Here is a 19,508-nt window from a genome sequence, read left to right as displayed (position 1 = left end):
GGCTAGAGTGCCCGCCATACGACACCGCCCTTCGGGGCGACGGGGGAGGAATTCCACACCATGGCAAGGCATTTGAGACGTCTGCGGGCCCTGCGCCCCATGAGCGTCGTCACCGCTGCGGCGATCGGACTGGCGGGAGTGGTCCTGTCCGCGACGGGTGCGGCGGCCGCACCGCCCATCGGCCAGGTACCGCAGGTCTCGCTGGCCTACACGGACGAACGCACGCCGACGACGAGTTACCCGCAGCCGACCGGCGAACTGCCGCTGGGCAGTTGGCTCGACGAGGCGGGCACCGCCCACAAGTCGCGCGCCTACGCCTCGTTCGACCTGGCGGGCTATGCCGACAAGGACGCCAAGAAGCGGGTGGTCTCCGCCTGGCTCATCTTCGGCGAGACCTCGGCCACCAGCTACGTCCCGCGCAGCATCGAGGTCTGGCAGACGGCGACGCCGGCCAACCCCGTCACCTGGCGCCGGGCACCCGCCGAGCGCAAGCTGCTGGGCACCGTGACCACCAGCGCCGGCGGCCCCGCCGCCTACATGCGCCTGGACCTGACGGCGGCGGCCGCGGCGGCCGCGACCACGGACGGCCACACGCTCTCGCTGGAGCTGCGGCTGCCCGAGGCCGACGAGTCGAACACCGCACTGGGTCGTCACCTGAACACCCGGATGTTCTTCTACGCCACGGCCAACACCAAGCCGGGAGCTCCCACCGAGCTCTACACCCAGGACCGCGCGTGCGCGACCACGACGCCGCACCCGTTCATCCCGACCCTGACCCCGTCGCTGACCGCGATGCTGCACGACCCGGACCCGTCCGACGAGTACCTCACCGGTCACTTCGCGATCTGGCCGACGGGCAACCCCGAGCAGCGCACCGAGTTCACGGGCACGAACATGCTCAGGGAGTACGGGCGGAGCGCCTCCGTCCCGGCCGGGCTGCTCGCCGACGGCGGCACGTACAGCTGGCAGGTCCAGGGCGGTGACGGCACGGACCGGTCCGCCTGGTCCAAGCCCTGCACCTTCCGCGTCGACACCAGCCTGCCCACCGCCGCGCCGGTGCTGACCTCGACGAACTACCCGGCCGGCCAGACCGTGCCCGGCGGGGTCCCCGGCGAGTTCACGCTCAAGGCCAACTCGGTCGCCGACGTGGCGGGTTACCAGTACAGCTGGAGCCAGGACTTCCCGGTCAACGGCTGGTGGGACGGACCGAACGGCGTGCCGGTGTACACCGACCCGTTCTCGCTGCCGGGCACCGTCCGGGCCTCCCGGCTCGGCGGACCGGCGACGCTCTCGCTGACGCCGCCGCGCAGCGGGCCGAACGTGCTCCACGTCCGCAGCGTGGACCGGGCGTTCAACCCGTCGCCGGCCACCAGCTACTGGTTCTACGTCCCGGACACCGCCCCCGTCGTGACCGGTCTGCCCGACCCGGTGCTGCTCGGGACGCCCTTCACCCTGCACCTGGCGCCGAACGCGAGCCTCGCCACGGCCGACAGCTACACCGTCCAGCTCAACTACGAGACGCCGTTCACCGTCCCGGCCGGCAGTGACGGCACCGCCTCGGTGCCCTTCACCCTCGACCGCGAGGGAGGCAACGTGATCACGGTCCGCAGCCACAGCCCGAACGGCTGGGTCAGCTCCGAGGCCCGGGTCTTCGCCCACGTGGACACCAGCCCGACCGTCACCTCCGAGCTCTACCCGGAGTACACCGGCGAGGAGGCGGCCACCGGCGGCGTCGGGGTCGCCGGAGTCTTCACGTTCGCCCCGAAGGTCCAGAACACCGCGTCCTACACCTACTCCTTCGACTGGGGCACCACGACGACCGTCCCCGCGGAGGCCGACGGGACCGCGCAGGTCTCCTGGACCCCTGACACGAACGGGGTGCACACCCTCACCGTGTACGCGAAGGACCGGAGCGGGAAGACCTACCAGACCCGCTACTACGAATTCAACGTGAGCTGACGCTCCGACAGTCGCCAGGGAGGGGGCACGCCACCACGGCGTGCCCCCTCCGGCCGTTGGCGGGGCGGCGGAGAGCACGTCGCGGCTCGCCGGTGCCCTGGTTGGATGGGGGCTCCCCTGGACTTCGAGAGGTGAACGGGCTTGCTGATGAGCCGTGAAGAAGCGGTCACGCTGGTGCGGAAGGTCATGGACGTCGAGTACGACGAGCACAAGATGGATCGCGTGCTGGAACGGCTCGACCGGGCGCTCGGCTGTCCGACCGGCCACGTCGCCGGTCTGGTCTTCTGGCCTGCGGACGGACAGGTGCGGAGCGCCGCCGAGGTGGTCGACCGGGCGCTGGCGTACCGGCCGATCGCCCTGTGACCGCCCCCGGGCCGCCCGTGCTCCGCTCCTGACGTTCCGTCGACGCGGTCCGGGGCGGAGGCCGTGGCTGCTGCCGTGGATCTCCGGTGTGCCGTAGGGTCGGCCAATGGCGAAGTACTTCGACGTGCACCCAGAGTCCCCCCAGCCCCGCACCATCAACACGGTGGCGGACAGCCTCCGCTCGGGCGCCCTCATCGCGTACCCGACCGACTCCTGTTTCGCCCTCGGCTGCCAGCTCGGCAACCACGAGGGGCTGGAGCGGATCCGGACGATCCGGCGGCTGGACGACCGGCACCACTTCACCCTGGTGTGCGAGGACTTCGCGCAGCTGGGGCAGTTCGTGCAGCTCGACAACAACGTGTTCCGCGCCGTCAAGGCGGCGACCCCCGGGAGCTACACCTTCATCCTCCCGGCCACCAAGGAGGTGCCGCGCCGCCTCCTCCACCCCAAGAAGAAGACCGTCGGCGTCCGCATCCCCGACCACGCCGTCACCCGCGCCCTGCTCGCCGAGCTCGGCGAGCCGTTGGTCTCCAGCACCCTGATCCTCCCCGGTGACGAGGAGCCGATGACGCAGGGGTGGGAGATCAAGGAGCGGCTCGACCACGTCCTGGACGCCGTGCTCGACTCGGGTGACTGCGGCACCGAGCCGACCACCGTCATCGACTTCTCCGACGGCGAGGCGAGCATCGTCCGCCACGGGGCCGGTGACACCTCCCGCTTCGAGTAGTGCCGCAGGAGCCGGTCAACGAACCCGCACGGGCAGGGACTTGAGCCCGTTCTGGAAGTTGGAGACCAGCCGGACGGGCTCCCCCGCCGGCTCCAGCTCCGGCAGCCCCGTGGCCACCTCCCGCACCATCGCCCGCATCTGCACCCGCGCCAGCTGCGCACCGAGGCAGAAGTGCGGACCGTCACCGAAGCTCACGTGCTCGTGGCCCGACCGCCCGGAGCCCGACCGCCCGGGGTCGAAGCGGTCGGGGTCGAAGCGGTCGGGGTCCGCGAAGACGGCCGGGTCACGGTTGGCGGCGGCGTGGTAGACGACCACCTTGTCGCCACGCCGCAGCCGCTGTCCGCCCAGTTCGACGTCGTGGGTGACGGTGCGCCGGAAGTCGATCACCGGCGGCCAGTACCGCAGCATCTCCTCCACCACGGCGGGCGTGCGCGAGGGATCGGCCCGTAGGCGCCGGTACTCCTCGGGGTGGGCGAGCAGGGTGTGCAGGCCACCGGGCACCCCGTTGCGCAGCGTCTCGTTGCCGGCCACCGCGAAGAGGAAGAAGGTCGTCTCGAACTCCTGCTCCGTCAGCCCGCCGTCCACCATCCGGGCCAGCACGCTCCCGGGAGCCGGCCGCCGGGCCAGGCCGTGCGCGTACGCGAACATGTCGGCCAGCGCCGCCCGGGAGCGCGGGTTGACGGGCCGTCCGTCCGGCCGGATCAGGTCCTCCGGGCGCGGACGGACGGCGACCGCCGCGCGCCCCAGCGCGCTCAGACCTGACGTATCCGCAGCCGCTTCGGCATGGTCGGAGTCCTGGTAACCGATCACCCGGTCGGCCCAGCCCGCGAGCAGCGTCCGGTCCTGGTCGGGCACCCCCATGATCCGGGCCAGGGTCCAGACCGGCAGGTCGGCCGCCAGGCGGACGAGGTCGAGGGGGCCCGCGGCGAGCAGCGGCCGGGCGGGGCGCACGAGCGCCGCGGCCCGCTCCTCGATCCCCGCCGTCAACTCCCGTACCGCGCGCGGGGTGAAGGCGGCGGCGACGATCCGGCGCAGCCGCACGTGGTCGGGCGGGTCCTGGTTGAGCATCATCGTGCGGGCGAAGGCCAGCTCGGCGGCGGTGTCGGGGTCGCGGATCTGGGTGGCGCCGAGGTGCGAGGAGTAGGTCGCGGGGGTGCGCAGGACGTGCCGGACGTCGGCGTGCCGCAGCACCGCCCAGTAGCCGGGCCCGGCCGGCCAGTCGCCCACCGCGGGCTCCTCGACCCATCGGACCGGGGTGGCCGACCGGAGCTCCCGCAGGAGCGGGTACGGCACTCCTTCGGCGTAGGTGGCGGGGAGGAAGATCCGGTTCACCTGTTCCTGGTCCAGGGGCACGGGGCCTGACGCTACGGCAGATCCGCCGTTTGGTGAAGCACGTCACGGCTTTGCCCCGTCCCCAAGGCGGGCCCGGACGTGTAGGTTCCTGCCTCCAAGGGACTCTCCGCGGATCACCCCGCCGGAGTGCGCCCGTCGACTGCTGCGCCCGCGTCGAACACCTTGTGCACCAACCCCCTTTCAGCGGCTCCATCCGACGAGAGAGATCACGAGAGATGTCTGCAGACGACTCCGCGCACCACCCTCCCCAGACCATCGGCGTGGTAGCCGAGTCGATCTCCGGGGAGACCCGGGTCGCGGCGACCCCGTCCACGGTGCGCGGCCTGCTCGCGCTCGGCTACCAGGTCGTCGTCGAGTCCGGCGCCGGCACGTCCTCCGGGTTCAGCGACGAGGCCTTCACCGAGGCCGGTGCGGCGGTCGGCGACGCCTGGGCGGCCGAGGTCGTGCTGAAGGTGAACGCCCCCTCCGCCGACGAGATCGCCCGCCTGAAGAAGGGGACCACGCTGGTCGGCATGCTGGCACCCGCCCAGCGGCCGGAGCTGCTGGAGGCGCTGGCGGAGCGTCAGGTCACCGCGCTGGCGCTGGAGGCGGTGCCCCGGATCTCCCGGGCGCAGTCGATGGACGTGCTCAGTTCGATGGCGAACATCGCCGGGTACCGGGCGGTGATCGAGGCCGCGCACGTCTTCGGGCGCTTCTTCACCGGGCAGGTGACGGCGGCGGGCAAGGTGCCGCCGGCCAAGGTGCTGGTGGCGGGCGCGGGCGTGGCCGGGCTGGCCGCGATCGGTGCCGCCTCCAGTCTGGGCGCGATCGTCCGGGCGACCGACCCGCGGCCGGAGGTGGCCGACCAGGTGAAGTCGCTGGGCGGCGAGTACCTGCCCGTGGAGGTCGCCCAGGAGGCGAGCACCGACGGGTACGCCAAGGCGACCTCGGCCGACTACGACCGGGCGGCGGCCGAGCTGTACCACGCGCAGGCACGGGACGTGGACATCGTGGTGACCACCGCGCTGATCCCCGGCCGCCCGGCGCCGCGGCTGCTGACGGCCCGTGACGTGGCGGCGATGAAGCCGGGCAGCGTCATCGTGGACATGGCCGCCTCGCAGGGCGGCAACGTCGAGGGCACGGTGGCCGGCCGCACGGTGGTGACCGAGAACGGCGTCACGATCATCGGCTACACCGACCTGGCCTCGCGCCTGCCCGCGCAGGCCTCGCAGCTGTTCGGCACCAACCTGGTCAACCTGCTGAAGCTGCTGACCCCCGGCAAGGACGGCCACCTGACGGTCGACTTCGAGGACGTGGTGCAGCGGGCCGTCACCGTGGTCCGCGAGGGCGAGATCACCTGGCCGCCGCCCCCCGTCTCGGTCTCGGCCGCACCGGCCGCGCAGGCCAAGCCCGCGCCGGCGGCCGTCGCGGAGCCGAAGGCGTCCCGGCTGACCCCGGCGGTGCGCTTCGGGCTGATCGGCCTCGGGATGCTCGCGGTGTTCGCCCTGGTCGCCTTCGCGCCGGCCCAACTGGGCCGGAACTTCACGGTGTTCTCGCTCGCCGTGGTGATCGGCTACTACGTCATCGGCAAGGTGCACCACGCGCTGCACACCCCGCTGATGTCGGTGACCAACGCGATCTCCGGGATCGTGGTGGTCGGCGCCCTGCTCCAGGTCGGGCACGAGAGCGTGCTGGTCACCGTGCTCTCGGCGGTGGCGATCCTGCTCACCAGCATCAACGTCTTCGGCGGTTTCGCCGTCACCCGTCGCATGCTCGGCATGTTCTCCTCCTCCCCCGAAAGGCGTTGAGCCCGATGACCTCCTTGACGGCCGCGAACGCCGCGGACCTGGTCGCCGCCCTGCTGTTCATCCTCAGCCTGGCGGGGCTCTCGCAGCACCGCACCGCCCGCGCGGGTGTCGCGTACGGCATCGCCGGCATGGCCCTCGCCCTCGCCGCCACCGTGATCGTCGCCTCCCGTTCGATCGACGCCGGGGCCGTGACCCTGATCGTGGTCGCGATGGCGGTCGGTGGGGCGATCGGCCTCTGGCGGGCCAAGCGGGTCGAGATGACCGAGATGCCCGAACTCATCGCCGTGCTGCACAGCTTCGTGGGTCTGGCCGCGGTGCTGGTCGGCTGGAACAGCTACCTGGAGGTGGAGGCGCACGGCGCCGCGCAGACCGCGGTCGGCGCGGACCTGCTGGGCATCCACCACGCGGAGGTGTTCATCGGCATCTTCATCGGCGCGGTCACCTTCACCGGCTCGATCGTCGCCTTCCTCAAGCTCTCCGCCCGGATCAACTCCCGCCCGCTGATGCTGCCGGGCAAGAACGTGCTCAACCTCGGCGCGCTCGGCGCCTTCGTCGGCCTCACGGTCTGGTTCACCGTCAGCCCGGGCCTGGGCCTGATGATCGCGGTCACCGTGCTGGCGCTGGCGCTCGGCTGGCACCTGGTGGCCTCGATCGGCGGCGGCGACATGCCGGTCGTCGTCTCGATGCTCAACAGCTACTCGGGCTGGGCGGCCGCGGCGGCGGGCTTCCTGCTGGACAACAACCTGCTGATCGTGACCGGGGCACTGGTCGGCTCCTCCGGTGCCTACCTCTCCTACATCATGTGCAAGGCGATGAACCGCTCCTTCGTCTCCGTCATCGCGGGCGGCTTCGGCGTCGAGGCACCGGCCTCCGGCGGCGGCGAGGAGGAGGGCGAGCACCGCGAGGTGCAGGCCGCCGAGGCGGCCGAACTCCTGGCCGAGGCCCGGTCGGTGATCATCACCCCCGGCTACGGCATGGCGGTCGCCCAGGCCCAGCACCCCGTCGCCGAGCTCACCCGCCGGCTGCGCGAGCGCGGCGTCGAGGTCCGCTTCGGCGTCCACCCCGTGGCGGGCCGGCTGCCCGGGCACATGAACGTGCTGCTGGCCGAGGCCAAGGTGCCGTACGACATCGTCCTGGAGATGGACGAGATCAACGACGACTTCGCGGACACGGACGTGGTCCTGGTCATCGGGGCCAACGACACCGTCAACCCGGCCGCCGAGGAGGACCCGACCAGCCCGATCGCCGGCATGCCGGTGCTCAAGGTCTGGGAGGCGGGCCAGGTCATCGTCTTCAAGCGCTCGATGGCCTCCGGCTACGCGGGCGTGCAGAACCCGCTGTTCTTCCGCGAGAACAGCAGCATGCTCTTCGGCGACGCCAAGCAGAGCGTCGACCAGATCCTGGTCGCCCTGGACGCCCTCACCCCGGCCGGCGCCGGCCGCTGACCACCCCCGCTCCATCGTCCGCCCCTGCCGGCCCCCGGCAGGGGCGGACTGCATTCCGATTGTTCATACGCAAGTCCTTTCCCCTTCAATACAGAGTCACATCCCCCGAGCTGGCTGACAATTGAAGGCAGCGAGGCTCGGGATGGTGTAGAATCAGAAGCACAGCAGGCGATCCGGGGGAACCGGCATCGAGGTGATGCCAACGGACGCCGCTGGTCCTTGGGGGACGACATGACCTACAACCTCGCCACCGCTCAGGCCACCATCGACATGCGCCTGCAGGAGGCCCGCAGCTTCCGCCTCGCCCGCGCGCTCAAGCTCCGCGAACGCGCCAAGCGCACCAACGAGCGCGCCCGTCAGGCTCTGACCAGCGTCGACGCATGAGCACCCCGATCCACGACGGGCCGTCACCAGCACCACGGTGACGGCCCGTCCGCCGTTTCCGGCACCCCACGGATCCTCAGGCGGACAGTCGCTCGGTGTCGGCCCCGAAGGGGAGGAAGACGGTACGGCCGGCCAGTAGCCACACACCGTCGACCCGGCGGAAGACGTCATCGTAGTGCCCGACGTTCACCGGCACCCGGGGCTCGATCATCCCCCCTGCGTAGCCGTCGACCCGGTACGTCGTCAGATAGGAGACGGCGCGCGCCGTGCCGCCGGCCTCCACCGTGACCAGCAGGTTGGTCATCAGACGGCGCGACAGCCGGTCCGCCGGGCGGGAGCCGAAGTAGCGCCGCAGCGCCTCGCGCCCCTCGATCCGCCGTCCCCCGTGGGGCCAGTGCCAGAAACCGTCCGGCGTGAAGAGCTCCGCCACCGAGCCGGGGTCACCGAGGTCGAGGCGGTGGATGAAGTCCACGATGACGCGCTCGCAGGCGCGTTCGGCCAGCATACGCTCGACCGGGGAGATGATCTCGTCGTCCATGGCCCTTTCTACCAGCGCCCGCCAGACGCGACGCAAGCGGTTTCCGGCCCCGTCGCGATCACCCGAAAACAGTTCGGTTAGGCTAACCTAACTGCTGCGCCCGACCAGATCACCGGCCCGCCCCGGCCTGCCCGTGCGCCGAAGCACCACCACCGGGAGAAGGACAGCGGCATGGCCGAGGACATACGTGAACTGGACGGCAGGATCGCCCTGGTGACGGGAGCCGCCCGCGGCATCGGCGCGGCCGTCGCCCGGGCGCTCGCCGACCGGGGGGCCCGGGTGGTGGCCACCGACATCAACACCCCGCACGACGACGTGACCTACCTGGACGTCACCGACGGCGCCGCCGTCGAGGCGACGGTGGACCGGATCGAGCGCGAGACCGGGCCGATCTCCATCCTGGTGAACGTGGCGGGCATCCTGCGCCCCGCCCCGGTGCTCGAACTCACCGACCAGGACTGGGCGGAGACCTTCGCGGTCAACACCACCGGCGTCTTCCACACCTGCCGGGCCGTCGGCCGCCGGATGGCCGCCCGCGGCTCCGGTTCGGTGGTCACCGTCGGCTCCAACGCCGCCGGGGTGCCCCGCACCCGGATGGCCGCGTACGCGGCCTCCAAGGCCGCCGCCGCGATGTTCACCAAGGTCCTCGGGCTGGAGCTGGCCCGGGACGGAGTGCGGTGCAACCTGGTCTCCCCCGGCTCCACCTACACCGAGATGCAGCGCCAGTTCTGGACCGACGAGCAGAGCGAGCGCCGCGTGCTCGACGGCGACCCGGACAACTACCGGGTCGGCATCCCGCTGGGCCGGATCGGCGCCGCCGAGGACGTCGCGGAGGCCGTCGCCTTCCTGGTCAGCGACCGCGCCCGGCAGATCACCATGCACGACCTGTACGTCGACGGCGGCGCCACGCTCCGGGCCTGACACGGCGTCACCCCACCGCACGCCCCGCCGCACGCCCCGCCCCATCCTCCCCATCCCGGCGCCCGAAGCCACGCCGGACGAAGAACGGAGCAGCATGACCACGGCCTACCAGGCCCCCGCCGGCACCCACGCCGACACCCCGGCCGCCTCACCGAGCAGCCTGCTGGCCGCCTACCGCCCGGGCCCCGACCAGGCCTTCCTGGCCGGCCCGCACTCCACCCTGCTGGCCCGGGGCGTGCTGCGCCACGTCACCGACCCGGCGCGGGCCGCCGAGGCGCTGGAGGAGGCCCGCCGCACGGTGGGCGGGACCCCGCTGCTGGTCGGCGCCATCCCCTTCGCCCCCGGCCGTCCGGCCCGCCTGTTCGTACCCGCCGAGGTGCACCGGGGCGGCCCGGCCGCCGAGGATCCGGCCTTCCTGCTGCCGGCCCGCCGGGCCGCCGCCGCGAGCGGCCGCGACTGGACTCAACTCCCGGTCCCCGCAGGACCGTTGTACGTGGAGGCGGTGGCCGAGGCGGTGCGCCGGATGCGGGCCGGGACCGGCCCGTCCAAGGTGGTGCTGGCCCGGACGCTGGAGCTGACGGCGCCCGGTGGGGCCGATCTGCCGGCGATGCTGGCCCGGCTGATCCACCGCGACCCCGGCGGCCACACCTTCGCCGTCCCCGCCGGGGGCGCCGCGACCCTGGTCGGCGCCAGCCCGGAGCTGCTGGTCTCCCGCCGGGGCCGCACCGTGGTCTCCAACCCGCTGGCCGGCTCCGCCGCCCGCAGCGCCGATCTGGCCGAGGACATCCGTCGGGCCGCCGCGCTGCTGGACTCGCCGAAGGACCTTGCCGAGCACGCCTTCGTCACCGATGCCATCCGCCGGGTGCTGGAGCCGTACTGCGAGGAGCTGACCGTCCCCCAACGGCCCACCCTGGTACGGACGGCCGCGATGTGGCACCTGTCCACCACCATCACCGCCACCCTGCGCGACCCCTCCGTCTCGGCCCTGGAGCTGGCGCTCGCGCTCCACCCCACCCCGGCGATCTGCGGCACCCCGACCGACCGGGCCCGGGAGCTGATCGCCGAGCTGGAGCCCTTCGACCGGGGTCTGTACACCGGCGCGGTCGGCTGGGGGGACGCGGACGGGGACGGCGAGTGGGTGGTGACCCTGCGCTGCGCCGAGGCGGAGGGCGACGGGCTGCGCCTGTACGCGGGCGCCGGCGTGGTGGAGGCCTCCGACCCGGAGGCCGAACTCGCCGAGACCACCGCCAAGTTCGGCACCTTCCTGCACGCGGTCGGTCTGGAGGACACCAAGTGACGCACACCGACGAGCCCGAGGCACCCGAGGGGCGCGACCTCCTCGGCTCCTGGCCCGCCGAGACCGCCGCCCGCTACCGCGCGGCCGGTTACTGGACCGGCGAGCGGCTGGACGAGATGATCCGCCGCCACGCCACCGCCCGCCCGGGCCGGATCGCGGTCACGGACGGCGAACGCCACTGGAGCTACGCGGAGCTGGACCGCCGGGCGGACGCCGTCGCCGCCGGCCTGCTGGCCCGCGGCTTCCGTCCGGGTGACCGGGTGGTGCTGCAACTCCCCAACACCGCCGAGTTCTTCGAGGTCTTCTTCGGCCTGCTGCGGGCCGGGGTGGTCCCGGTGATGGCGCTGCCCGCGCACCGCCGCGCCGAGCTCACGTACTTCTGCGAGTTCGCCGGGGCCAGGGCCCTCTTCGTGCCGGAACGCCACGCCGGGTACGACCACCGGCAGTTGGCCTCCGAGGTGCTGGCGGCGCTGGCCGAGCCGATCGAGGTCTTCGTCGTCGGCGAGCCCGGGCCGCACCTCCCGCTGGACGAGCTGCGCGCCGCGCAGCCGCAGCGGGTGGCGGAGTCGCCCGCCAGCACCGAGCTCGCCTTCCTCCAGCTCTCCGGCGGCTCCACCGGCCTGCCCAAGCTGATCCCCCGGGCCCACGACGACTACCTCTACAGCGTCCGCGAGTCGGCGCGGATCTGCGGGTTGAGCCCGTCCTCCGTCTACCTCTGCGCGCTGCCCGCCGCCCACAACTTCCCGCTCAGCTCCCCGGGTTCGCTCGGCACCTTCTTCGTCGGCGGCCGGGTGGTGCTCGCCCCGGACCCGAGCCCGGGCACCGCGCTGGCGCTGATCGCCCGCGAGCGGGTCACCCTCACCGGCGTGGTGCCGCCGGTCGCGCTGGCCTGGGCGGACGCGGCCCCGCACGCCGGGCACGACCTCTCCAGTCTGGAGCTGCTCCAGGTCGGCGGGGCCAAGCTCAGCGAGGAGGCCGCCCGCCGCCTCGGCCCGGCCCTCGGCTGCCGGCTCCAGCAGGTCTTCGGCATGGCCGAGGGGCTGGTCAACTACACCCGCCCCGAGGACGACGAGCTCACCGTCCTCACCACCCAGGGCCGCCCGATCAGCGACCAGGACGACGAGGTGCGGATCGTCGACGACCAGGACCGCGACCTGCCCGACGGCGCCACCGGCCACCTGCTCACCCGCGGCCCGTACACCATCCGCGGCTACTGGCGGGCGCCCGAGCACAACGCCCGCTCCTTCACCGCCGACGGCTTCTACCGCACCGGGGACCTGGTCCGCCGCACGCCCACCGGCCACCTGGTGGTCGAGGGCCGCGCCAAGGACCAGATCAACCGGGGCGGCGAGAAGGTCGCCGCCGAGGAGGTGGAGAACGTGCTGCTCGGCCACCCCGCGGTGCACGACGCCTCGGTGGTCGCGGTGCCCGACCCGTACCTGGGCGAGCGGACCCTGGCGTACGTGATCCTGCGTCAGGACGCCGAGCCGCCGCGCGCCGCCCAGCTGCGCGCCTTCGTCCGGGCGGCCGGCCTGGCCGACTACAAGGTGCCGGACCGGATCGAGTTCGTCGACGCCTTCCCGCAGACCGGGATCGGCAAGGTCAGCAAGAAGGACCTGCGCTCCACCGCCGCCCAGTAGGCTCCGGCCGACGCTCCTCAGCTAAGGACCCCCTCCGCCATGGCACTTCCCACCATCGCCCCCTACCCGCTCCCGGAGCAGCGGGACGTCCCGGCACCCCGGGTGCCCTGGGCAGTCGACCCGGCGCGGGCCGCCGTCCTGGTCCACGACCTCCAACACCACTTCCTCTCCCGCTTCGCCCCCGCGGCCGAGCCGCTCGCCCCGGCCCTGGCCAACACCGCCCGGCTGCTCGACCTGGCCCGGGCGGCCGGGGTACCGGTGATCCACTCGCACCAGCGCGGCGGGCAGAGCCGCGAGGAACGCGGCCTGCAGTACGACTTCTGGGGCCCCGGCATGCCGGACGACCCGGCCTCGCTCGCCTCCCCCGAGGCCGTCGCGCCGCGGCCCGGCGACGGGCACGTGACCAAGTGGAAGTACAGCGCCTTCGCCCGCACCGACCTGGCCGGGCAGCTGGCCGCCGCCGGGCGCGACCAGCTGGTGATCGTCGGCGTCTACGCCCACATCGGCGTCCAGATGACCGCCGCCGACGCCTGGAGCCACGACCTCCAGGCCTTCGTGGTGGCCGACGCCACCGCCGACTTCGACCGGGAGCGGCACCTGGGCGCGCTGGCCTGGATCGCCGACAAGTGCGGCGTGGTCACCACCACCGAGCGGCTCGCGGCGGCCCTGCGATGACCCTCGCCGCGCCGACCCGCCCGCTCCCCTCCCACGCCCGGCCGCGGCCCCGCCACGCCGTCCCGGCCGACGCCGGCCAGCTCTACGCCCTCTCCCGGCCCTTCATGCGCAGTGGCGAACTGCGCCCGCGCACCCCGCGCGAGTACCGGCTGACGGCGGCCCAGTTCCTCCTGCTGACCGACTCCGACGGCTCGACGGTGGACGGCTGCGCGGCGCTGCGGCCGCTCCCGCCCGAGCCCGGGCGGCCGCCCGCCGGGGTCCTGCACAACCTCTGCGTGCGGCCCGGCCGCCAGGGCGCGGGCCTGGGCGGTGCCCTGGTCGCGGCCGTCCTCGCCGAGGCCCGCCGGCTCGGCCTGCACACCGTCTGCACCGCCACCACCGGCTCCGGCCTGCTGTTCGAACGCCACGGCTTCACCGAAGTCCCGCCCGCGCTGGCCCCGCCCGCCTGGACGGCCACCCTGGACCCGGCCCGGGGCTCGCGCACCTACCTGCACCTCCCGGGGTGACGGAGCCGACGGTGTGCGGGGGATGACATCCGTCATCTCCCGCACGTGCGTCGTCCCACTGTCCGTCAACTCCCCTGCGGCCCTACGGTGAAGCCCATGACGAACACGGGGAAGCAGGACGACGGCAGCACCGACGTCCGGATCAGCATCATCGGCGGCACCCGCCTCTCGGGCGAGGAGGTCCACGCCCGCACCCTGGCCGCCTCCTTGATCGGCGGCGTCGACGTCGACCTCACCGAGGTCGACCTCCCGGAGACCGCGGAACTGCGCATCACCAAACTGAGCCTGATCGGCGGCGTCCGCCTCCGGGTCCGCCCCGACGTCAACGTCAAGGTCACCGGCCTGCGCCTCGGCGGTGTCAGCGACGACGGCCCGGACCGCCTCGGCGGCCCGACCGTCCACGTCAACGCCTGGGGGCTGGTCGGCGGCGTCAGCGTGGACCGGGGCTGACCGCCCGTCGGCCGCCGGCCGGAGCCGACCGCCCGTCAGTCGGCGCGCCCCGCCCGGGCTGCGGGAACTCGCTGGTCGGCGCCCCGCGCGCCTGGGAGCATGCCCTCATGAACGACACCCGCGCGCCCATCGTCCTCGGCATCGACGACCTGCGGCCGCTCCCCTGGGTCACCCGGATCGCCCGCACCAGCGCCGAGGGCGTCCGGCGGACGTCCGCGCTAGCGTACGGCCATGGCACTGACCCAGCTCCTGCTCGCCTCCGGCCGCACCGTGGAGCTCCGCTCCGTCACGCTCTCCTCGACCTACGGCGACTTCCTGGAGGGCTACCCCTGCGGACCCGTCAACGACATGAAGCTGGCGGGCCTGCGCCGCCAGGCCGTCGCCGGCGGGCGCCCCGGCCACCTGGTCGAGCCGCCGCGCGAGCTCACGGGCGATCCGGGCAGCGCCTTCGGTCCGGTCGAGCTGCTGCCCGCCGTCGTCTGCGTCGGCCGCTTCACCTCCGAACCGGTCGATCCGGAGCTGCCCCGGTACCTGCACGAGTCCGAACTGACCGTGATCTGGCTCCAGCCCACCCCTGACCTCCCGTCAGGAACCGTGGCGGTGGACGGGCTGCTGGACCTCCCGTGGGACGAACTCGCCCGGGACGAGGAGCTCTAGCGGTCCCGGGACCGGACCGGGACGACGGCCTCATGTGCGGTGCTTATCTCGCTCCTACCTTGGAGGAGGCAGTCGGGGGACGGGCGCAAGGCCTCCCCCGACTACCGGTCAAGGAAGCACGCGCGACGAGACGTTGTGAGGCACAGATGACCAGACTCCGGATCGGCCTCGGCATCGCGGCCGGAATGAGCACCCTCTCGCTGGCCCTGGTGGGCGGCACCACCAGTGCGGAGGCGGCGGCCGCGGCCCCGGGACCCCCGGTCGTGGGCAGTTCGTCCCAGTCGACCCTGGCCGCCACCCAGTACCGCACCACGGCCCTGACCAACGGGTACAGCAACCGCTGCCTCGACGCCGACCTCAACAGCATCGGCGGCAACGGGACCAAGGTGCAGCTCTGGGACTGCAGCGGCCAGGCCCAGCAGACCTGGATCTGGACCCCGGTCGCCGGCCAGCCGGTCGGCTACTACTGGATCCAGACCGAGTACAACCACCGCTGCCTGGACGCCGACCTCAACACCATCGGGGGCAACGGCACCAGGATCCAGCTCTGGGACTGCAACGGCTGGGACAACCAGATCTGGATCTGGGACGGCCACGCCCTGCAGACCAAGAAGAACGCCCGCGTCCTCGACGCGGACCTCAACACCATCCGCTACAACGGCACCTACGTCCAGCTCTGGGACCGCAACGGCGGCTCCCAGCAGACCTGGGTCTGGCACTGACGGAAGGTCACCCCACCACGGCGGCGGCCCCCTCCCCGGGGGCCGCCGCCTCCCGCGTCCGGCTCACCTGACCAGCTTGCGCCCCGACTGCTGGGCCAGCTGGTCGGCGGCCTTGCGCAGCGCGTCCGCCGGGTCGGCGCCCTTGAGCAGGACCTTGGTCTGCGCGTCCGTCACCACCTTGAGGGCGCGGGCGTAGTCGGAGGTGTAGTTGAAGGCCGGTGAGGGCGCCTTGAGCGCCTCCAGGAAGACCTCGCCCTTGCGCTGCTCGCGGAAGAAGGGCGAGGTGGTGTGGAAGACCGGGTCCTCGTAGGCCTTGAGCAGGGCGGGGGCGATGCCCTTGCCCCGGTAGATGGCGACCTGGGACTCCGGCCGGGTCAGCACGTACTCGATGAAGGTCCACGCGGCGGCCTGCTGGGTGCTGCTGCCGTTGATCGCCAGGTGGGTGGAGTTGACGGTGGCGGCGGTGGAGCCGCCGCGCCGCATCGCCGGGGGCAGCCGGACCGCCCACTTGCCCGCCTCCTCAGGGACGGTCTCCTCGATCACGCCGCCGAACCAGGTGGGCCAGGGCAGCACCGCGGCGGTGCCCTGCTTGATCGAGCTGATCAGCGCGGTCCAGCCGCCCGCCAGGTCGGAGACCAGCCCGGCGTCGTTCATCCGCTTGATGACGGTCATGGCCTTGACCGCCTCGGGCGAGTCCAGCGTGATGGCACCTTCCAGGTTGAAGTAGAAGGCGCCCTGGAGCTGGAGCAGCAGCTGGAAGAAGTTGGCGGCGTCGGCCTGCGAGGCGGGCTTGTCGATGCCCAGCAGGTACTTACCGGTCCTGGCCTTGATCTTCTTGCCGGCCTCGATCGCGTCGTCCCAGGTGTCCAGCGCGCCCGGGTCCACCCCGGCCTGCTCGAACACGTCGGCCCGGTACCAGAATCCGCCCGAATTCGCTTCCCAGGGAAGGGCGTTGACGCGGCCCTGGGGGGCGACGGTGGCCCACAGGCCCTGGGCGAAGGAATCCTTGTGGCGGGAGGCGCCGAGCGGGCCCAGGTCGGCGAGACCGATCGGGAACTTCTCCACGTAGCCCGGCAGGTAGTCCACGCCGATGTGCAGGACGTCGGCCAGACCGGCACCGCCGGCGGCCATGCCGGTGTTGATCTTCTCCCAGATCGCCGGGTTCCCGATGTCCTGGACGGTGACCTTGATGTCGGGGAACACCGCGTTGAACGCCGGAACCAGCGCCTTGAGCTGGGCGGCGGGGCCCTGCCAGCTCCAGACCGAGATGTCGCCCTTGGTGGCCGAGCCGGGATCGTCCGCACCCGCCCGGGGCTTCGGGGCGCCGGTACTCGCGCACGCCGCGACTCCTGACAGGCCCAGGCCCACGGCGAGCGTCCCTGCGGCTTGCAGCACTCCGCGACGGCTTATGTCCATGTCAGAACCCCTTGACCACTTGCTCCGAGCCGGCTCCGTTGCCGACGGGGCAGGAGGCTAGCAACCTTGCAAAGTTGCTTGCAAGGTATTCATGGAAGCTTTCTGACGTATATGGCATCGCAATCTTGCAAGACTAGGGAAAGTCCTACCCGGACTGCTAGCGTCCGCCCGTCGCCTTCCGTCCGCCCTCAGACCGGAGCCCCCCGATGCGCCCCGCCCGGCCCCCGCGCCCGACCGTCCTCGTGGCCCTCTCCCTGCTCGCCGGCCTCGCGCCGCTCACCGCCGCCGCCCCCACCGCGGCCGCGGCCACCGCGCCGCCGCCCGCCCTCGCCAACCCCGGCTTCGAACAGGGCGCCACCGCCTGGAACTTCACCGCCGGCACCGGCACCGGCACCAACAACCCCCGCACCGGGGCCCGGCTCGCCTACCTGGACGCGGGCGCCGGCAAGAGGATCTGGCAGACCGTCACCCCCACCACGGCCGGCACCTACGACGTCACCGCCTGGATCGCCACCGGCGGCGCGGGCGGCAGCTTCACCGTCCGGGTCAACGGCGCCACCGCCGGCACCGTCGCCCTGCCGGCGGCCTCCTCCTACACCCGGCACACCGTGCCCCGGGTCACCGTGAAGGCCGGCGACAGCGTGGAGATCGCCTTCGAGTCCGGCACCGCCTGGATCAACGTCGACGACGTCGCCGTCTTCCGCAGCGCACCGATCGCCGTGACCAACCCCGGCTTCGAACTCGGCACCACCGCCTGGAACTTCACACCCGGCACCGGCACCGCCACCAACAACCCGCACTTCGGCGGCCGGCTCGCCTACCTGGACGGGGGTGCGGGCAAGAAGGTCTGGCAGACCGTCACCCCGATCGCCGACGGCAGCTTCGACTTCACCGCCTGGATCGCCACCGGCGGCACCGGCGCCGCCTTCACCGTCCGGGTCAACGGCGCCACCGCCGGGACGGTCCCCCTGCCCAGCCGCTCCAGCTACGCCCGCTACACCGTCAGCCGGGTGCCGGTGAAGGCCGGCGACAGCGTGGAGATCGCCTTCGAGTCGGGCTCCGCCTGGGTCAACGTCGACGACCTGATGCTCTCCCCCGCCGCTCCGGCCGACCCGGTGGTCACCTCCTCCGACCCCAAGGCGGCCGCCCTCTTCGACTGGGCCAAGCGCAAGGCCAACAGCTGGGTCCAGGTCCCCGGCGCCGCCGGCCCGCTCAACGTGGACGAGGGCCACCCCTCCGGCTCGGGCAGCGCCACCTACCAGGCCTCCTACTGGGCCGGCTACGCCCACCGCAGCGCGTACTACTCCCGGGACATGGCCCACCAGGTCGCCGGTGCCTCGGTGCTGGGCCTCAACGAGGAGAACCTCACCATGCTCCGCGCCTTCGCCGCCTCGGCGACCCCGGAGCACAAGTACTACCCCGTCTGGGCACTCAACTTCGACAACCGGACCTACCTCTCGATCGACTACGCCGGCCCGGACTCCTTCGTCCGCGAGGTCCCGGCCGCCTTCGAGCTGGTCGAGAAGGCCGACGAGGCCTACCGCTGGAGCGGCGACCGCTCCTACCTCGACGACTCCGCCCTGTGGGACTACTACCGGCACGCCACCAAGGAGTTCGTCGAGCTGCACGACTCGGCCAAGCCGAACGGCGTCGCCGAGGGCACCGGCAACGGCATCTTCTCCGGCTCCGCCAGCTACGAGGAGCTCGGCGACGACCACTTCGCCGAGGCCGGCGACTCCATCGGCTCCCAGTACCAGGCCTTCCTGGCGATGGCCGCGCTGGCCGCCGGCAAGGGTGACTCCGCACTCTCCGCCCAGTACACCCAGAAGGCCGCCGACCTGAAGTCCTACTTCAACTCCACCTGGAGCGGCTCGGGTTCGGGTGCGGCGATGGTCCGCGGCTACTCCACCGCCGGCTCCTCGTCGACCGGCTGGGGCAAGGAGAACAGCTGGTTCATGCCGATGAAGCGGATCACCGCACCGGGCGCCCGCAACGACGCCTACCTCGACTACATCGACCAGCAGGCGAGCGGGAGCGGCAAGCCCGCCAACATCGAGGCGATCACCTACCTGCCCGACACCTACTTCACCTACAACCGCAACGACACCGCGTGGAAGTGGATGCAGTACGTCTACGACCGCCGCGACGACAAGCACCCCGTCACCCAGCAGGGCAACAACGGCGACTACCCCGAGGTCTCCTTCACCCTGGTCAGCCAGACCGTCGAGGGCCTGATGGGCGTCCAGCCCAACGCCCCGGCCCGCTCCCTGGCCACCGCCTCCCACCTGCCCACCGGCATGGGCTGGCTGCAGGTCTCCGACCTGCGCCTGGGCGCCAACTCCCTGACCCTGCGCCACGACGGCGCCACCAGGTCCACCCTCACCAACACCACCGGCCCCGACACCTACACCTGGGAGGCCCGCTTCCCCGGCACCGTCTCCGCCATCACGGTGAACGGCACCGCCCGGCCCGTCTCCACCAGGACCGTCGACGGCACCACCTACAGCTACACCACCGTCTCCGTCGCCCCCGGCGCCACCGCGACCGCCCAGGCCTCCTGAGAACGGCCGAGAGGCCGGTGACCCCCGACGAACGGAGGGGCGTCACCGGCCTCTCGTGACGACGGACCGACCCTCAACGGCCGCCGCCACCACGCTGTTGGCTTGAC

18 protein-coding genes are annotated in these 19,508 nt (G+C 72.6%); 15 read left to right on the top strand and 3 right to left on the bottom strand.

Annotation, left to right across the window (positions count from 1 at the left end):
• The first annotated feature begins 99 nt into the window (after positions 1 to 99).
• The 3 genes from ACWCYY_RS24030 (at position 100) to ACWCYY_RS24020 (ending at position 3,049) form a co-directional block, all read left to right on the top strand.
• Positions 100 to 1,959: a hypothetical protein gene (locus ACWCYY_RS24030; RefSeq protein WP_449797196.1), complete on the top strand. Its 1,860-nt coding sequence runs from the start codon at positions 100 to 102 to the stop codon at positions 1,957 to 1,959.
• A gap of 147 nt (positions 1,960 to 2,106) precedes the next feature.
• A complete protein-coding gene (locus ACWCYY_RS24025; RefSeq protein ID WP_449797195.1) occupies positions 2,107 to 2,322 on the top strand; it encodes an e9imm peptide in 216 nt (71 codons plus the stop codon).
• 106 nt (positions 2,323 to 2,428) lie between these two features.
• A complete protein-coding gene (locus ACWCYY_RS24020) occupies positions 2,429 to 3,049 on the top strand; it encodes an L-threonylcarbamoyladenylate synthase (RefSeq protein WP_449797194.1) in 621 nt (206 codons plus the stop codon).
• 15 nt (positions 3,050 to 3,064) lie between these two features.
• On the opposite strand, the gene ACWCYY_RS24015 is transcribed toward ACWCYY_RS24020, so the two are convergent.
• Positions 3,065 to 4,402: a cytochrome P450 gene (locus ACWCYY_RS24015; RefSeq protein WP_449797193.1), complete on the bottom strand. Its 1,338-nt coding sequence runs from the start codon at positions 4,400 to 4,402 to the stop codon at positions 3,065 to 3,067.
• A gap of 215 nt (positions 4,403 to 4,617) precedes the next feature.
• Here ACWCYY_RS24015 and ACWCYY_RS24010 point away from each other — a divergent pair, with 215 nt between their 5' ends.
• The 3 genes from ACWCYY_RS24010 to ACWCYY_RS24000 all read left to right on the top strand — a co-directional run bounded on the left by ACWCYY_RS24010 (position 4,618) and on the right by ACWCYY_RS24000 (position 8,018).
• Positions 4,618 to 6,189: a Re/Si-specific NAD(P)(+) transhydrogenase subunit alpha gene (locus tag ACWCYY_RS24010; RefSeq protein ID WP_380149793.1), complete on the top strand. Its 1,572-nt coding sequence runs from the start codon at positions 4,618 to 4,620 to the stop codon at positions 6,187 to 6,189.
• 5 nt (positions 6,190 to 6,194) lie between these two features.
• Positions 6,195 to 7,634 carry a Re/Si-specific NAD(P)(+) transhydrogenase subunit beta gene (pntB, locus tag ACWCYY_RS24005; RefSeq protein WP_449797192.1) on the top strand — a complete coding sequence of 480 codons (1,440 nt, stop codon included), beginning with the start codon at positions 6,195 to 6,197 and terminating at the stop codon, positions 7,632 to 7,634.
• Between the two features lie 231 nt (positions 7,635 to 7,865).
• Positions 7,866 to 8,018 (top strand): hypothetical protein, encoded by a 153-nt coding sequence (locus ACWCYY_RS24000; RefSeq protein ID WP_345282641.1) that lies wholly within the window; start codon positions 7,866 to 7,868, stop codon positions 8,016 to 8,018.
• Between the two features lie 76 nt (positions 8,019 to 8,094).
• Here the strand turns inward: ACWCYY_RS24000 and ACWCYY_RS23995 are convergent, their stop codons facing one another.
• Positions 8,095 to 8,556, bottom strand: coding sequence for a nuclear transport factor 2 family protein (locus ACWCYY_RS23995; RefSeq protein ID WP_449797191.1), 462 nt, complete (start codon positions 8,554 to 8,556; stop codon positions 8,095 to 8,097).
• Between the two features lie 171 nt (positions 8,557 to 8,727).
• Here ACWCYY_RS23995 and ACWCYY_RS23990 point away from each other — a divergent pair, with 171 nt between their 5' ends.
• The 8 genes from ACWCYY_RS23990 to ACWCYY_RS23955 all read left to right on the top strand — a co-directional run bounded on the left by ACWCYY_RS23990 (position 8,728) and on the right by ACWCYY_RS23955 (position 15,424).
• Positions 8,728 to 9,477: a 2,3-dihydro-2,3-dihydroxybenzoate dehydrogenase gene (locus ACWCYY_RS23990; RefSeq protein WP_345282639.1), complete on the top strand. Its 750-nt coding sequence runs from the start codon at positions 8,728 to 8,730 to the stop codon at positions 9,475 to 9,477.
• A gap of 94 nt (positions 9,478 to 9,571) precedes the next feature.
• Complete coding sequence (locus ACWCYY_RS23985; protein ID WP_449797190.1) at positions 9,572 to 10,774, top strand: isochorismate synthase; 1,203 nt, start codon at positions 9,572 to 9,574, stop codon at positions 10,772 to 10,774.
• Positions 10,771 to 12,414, top strand: a complete 1,644-nt coding sequence (locus ACWCYY_RS23980; protein WP_449797189.1) for a (2,3-dihydroxybenzoyl)adenylate synthase — start codon at positions 10,771 to 10,773, stop codon at positions 12,412 to 12,414. The genes ACWCYY_RS23985 and ACWCYY_RS23980 overlap by 4 nt, the downstream gene beginning before the upstream one ends.
• 39 nt (positions 12,415 to 12,453) lie before the next feature.
• Positions 12,454 to 13,089, top strand: a complete 636-nt coding sequence (locus ACWCYY_RS23975) for an isochorismatase family protein (RefSeq protein WP_380149792.1) — start codon at positions 12,454 to 12,456, stop codon at positions 13,087 to 13,089.
• On the top strand, positions 13,086 to 13,595 hold the full coding sequence (locus tag ACWCYY_RS23970; protein ID WP_345282633.1) for a GNAT family N-acetyltransferase: 510 nt from the start codon (positions 13,086 to 13,088) through the stop codon (positions 13,593 to 13,595). The genes ACWCYY_RS23975 and ACWCYY_RS23970 overlap by 4 nt, the downstream gene beginning before the upstream one ends.
• 96 nt (positions 13,596 to 13,691) lie before the next feature.
• A complete protein-coding gene (locus tag ACWCYY_RS23965; protein WP_345282631.1) occupies positions 13,692 to 14,045 on the top strand; it encodes a hypothetical protein in 354 nt (117 codons plus the stop codon).
• A 231-nt stretch (positions 14,046 to 14,276) separates the two neighbouring features.
• Positions 14,277 to 14,702, top strand: a complete 426-nt coding sequence (locus tag ACWCYY_RS23960) for a hypothetical protein (RefSeq protein ID WP_345282627.1) — start codon at positions 14,277 to 14,279, stop codon at positions 14,700 to 14,702.
• Positions 14,703 to 14,848: 146 nt separating this feature from the next.
• Positions 14,849 to 15,424: an RICIN domain-containing protein gene (locus tag ACWCYY_RS23955; RefSeq protein WP_345282625.1), complete on the top strand. Its 576-nt coding sequence runs from the start codon at positions 14,849 to 14,851 to the stop codon at positions 15,422 to 15,424.
• Between the two features lie 63 nt (positions 15,425 to 15,487).
• Here the strand turns inward: ACWCYY_RS23955 and ACWCYY_RS23950 are convergent, their stop codons facing one another.
• Complete coding sequence (locus tag ACWCYY_RS23950) at positions 15,488 to 16,840, bottom strand: ABC transporter substrate-binding protein (RefSeq protein WP_449797188.1); 1,353 nt, start codon at positions 16,838 to 16,840, stop codon at positions 15,488 to 15,490.
• Positions 16,841 to 17,046: 206 nt separating this feature from the next.
• Here ACWCYY_RS23950 and ACWCYY_RS23945 point away from each other — a divergent pair, with 206 nt between their 5' ends.
• Positions 17,047 to 19,401, top strand: coding sequence for a hypothetical protein (locus ACWCYY_RS23945; RefSeq protein ID WP_449797187.1), 2,355 nt, complete (start codon positions 17,047 to 17,049; stop codon positions 19,399 to 19,401).
• Positions 19,402 to 19,508 lie beyond the last annotated feature (107 nt).

It is taken from the genome of Kitasatospora sp. NPDC001664 (genome assembly GCF_053596675.1).
This window is presented reverse-complemented; position numbering and strand designations above follow the sequence as displayed.

Excerpts from the sequence above, each read along its gene's own strand:
- pntB (WP_449797192.1), top strand. The coding sequence starts at position 6,195 with ATGACCTCCTTGACGGCCGCGAACGCCGCGGACCTGGTCGCCGCCCTG.
- ACWCYY_RS23975 (WP_380149792.1), top strand. The coding sequence starts at position 12,454 with ATGGCACTTCCCACCATCGCCCCCTACCCGCTCCCGGAGCAGCGGGAC.
- ACWCYY_RS24000 (WP_345282641.1), top strand. The coding sequence starts at position 7,866 with ATGACCTACAACCTCGCCACCGCTCAGGCCACCATCGACATGCGCCTG.
- ACWCYY_RS23945 (WP_449797187.1), top strand. The coding sequence starts at position 17,047 with ATGCGCCCCGCCCGGCCCCCGCGCCCGACCGTCCTCGTGGCCCTCTCC.
- ACWCYY_RS23985 (WP_449797190.1), top strand. The coding sequence starts at position 9,572 with ATGACCACGGCCTACCAGGCCCCCGCCGGCACCCACGCCGACACCCCG.
- ACWCYY_RS23950 (WP_449797188.1), bottom strand. The coding sequence starts at position 16,840 with ATGGACATAAGCCGTCGCGGAGTGCTGCAAGCCGCAGGGACGCTCGCC.
- ACWCYY_RS24020 (WP_449797194.1), top strand. The coding sequence starts at position 2,429 with ATGGCGAAGTACTTCGACGTGCACCCAGAGTCCCCCCAGCCCCGCACC.
- ACWCYY_RS23960 (WP_345282627.1), top strand. The coding sequence starts at position 14,277 with ATGGCACTGACCCAGCTCCTGCTCGCCTCCGGCCGCACCGTGGAGCTC.
- ACWCYY_RS24030 (WP_449797196.1), top strand. The coding sequence starts at position 100 with ATGAGCGTCGTCACCGCTGCGGCGATCGGACTGGCGGGAGTGGTCCTG.
- ACWCYY_RS24025 (WP_449797195.1), top strand. The coding sequence starts at position 2,107 with ATGAGCCGTGAAGAAGCGGTCACGCTGGTGCGGAAGGTCATGGACGTC.
- ACWCYY_RS23970 (WP_345282633.1), top strand. The coding sequence starts at position 13,086 with ATGACCCTCGCCGCGCCGACCCGCCCGCTCCCCTCCCACGCCCGGCCG.
- ACWCYY_RS23995 (WP_449797191.1), bottom strand. The coding sequence starts at position 8,556 with ATGGACGACGAGATCATCTCCCCGGTCGAGCGTATGCTGGCCGAACGC.
- ACWCYY_RS23990 (WP_345282639.1), top strand. The coding sequence starts at position 8,728 with ATGGCCGAGGACATACGTGAACTGGACGGCAGGATCGCCCTGGTGACG.
- ACWCYY_RS24010 (WP_380149793.1), top strand. The coding sequence starts at position 4,618 with ATGTCTGCAGACGACTCCGCGCACCACCCTCCCCAGACCATCGGCGTG.
- ACWCYY_RS23955 (WP_345282625.1), top strand. The coding sequence starts at position 14,849 with ATGACCAGACTCCGGATCGGCCTCGGCATCGCGGCCGGAATGAGCACC.
- ACWCYY_RS23965 (WP_345282631.1), top strand. The coding sequence starts at position 13,692 with ATGACGAACACGGGGAAGCAGGACGACGGCAGCACCGACGTCCGGATC.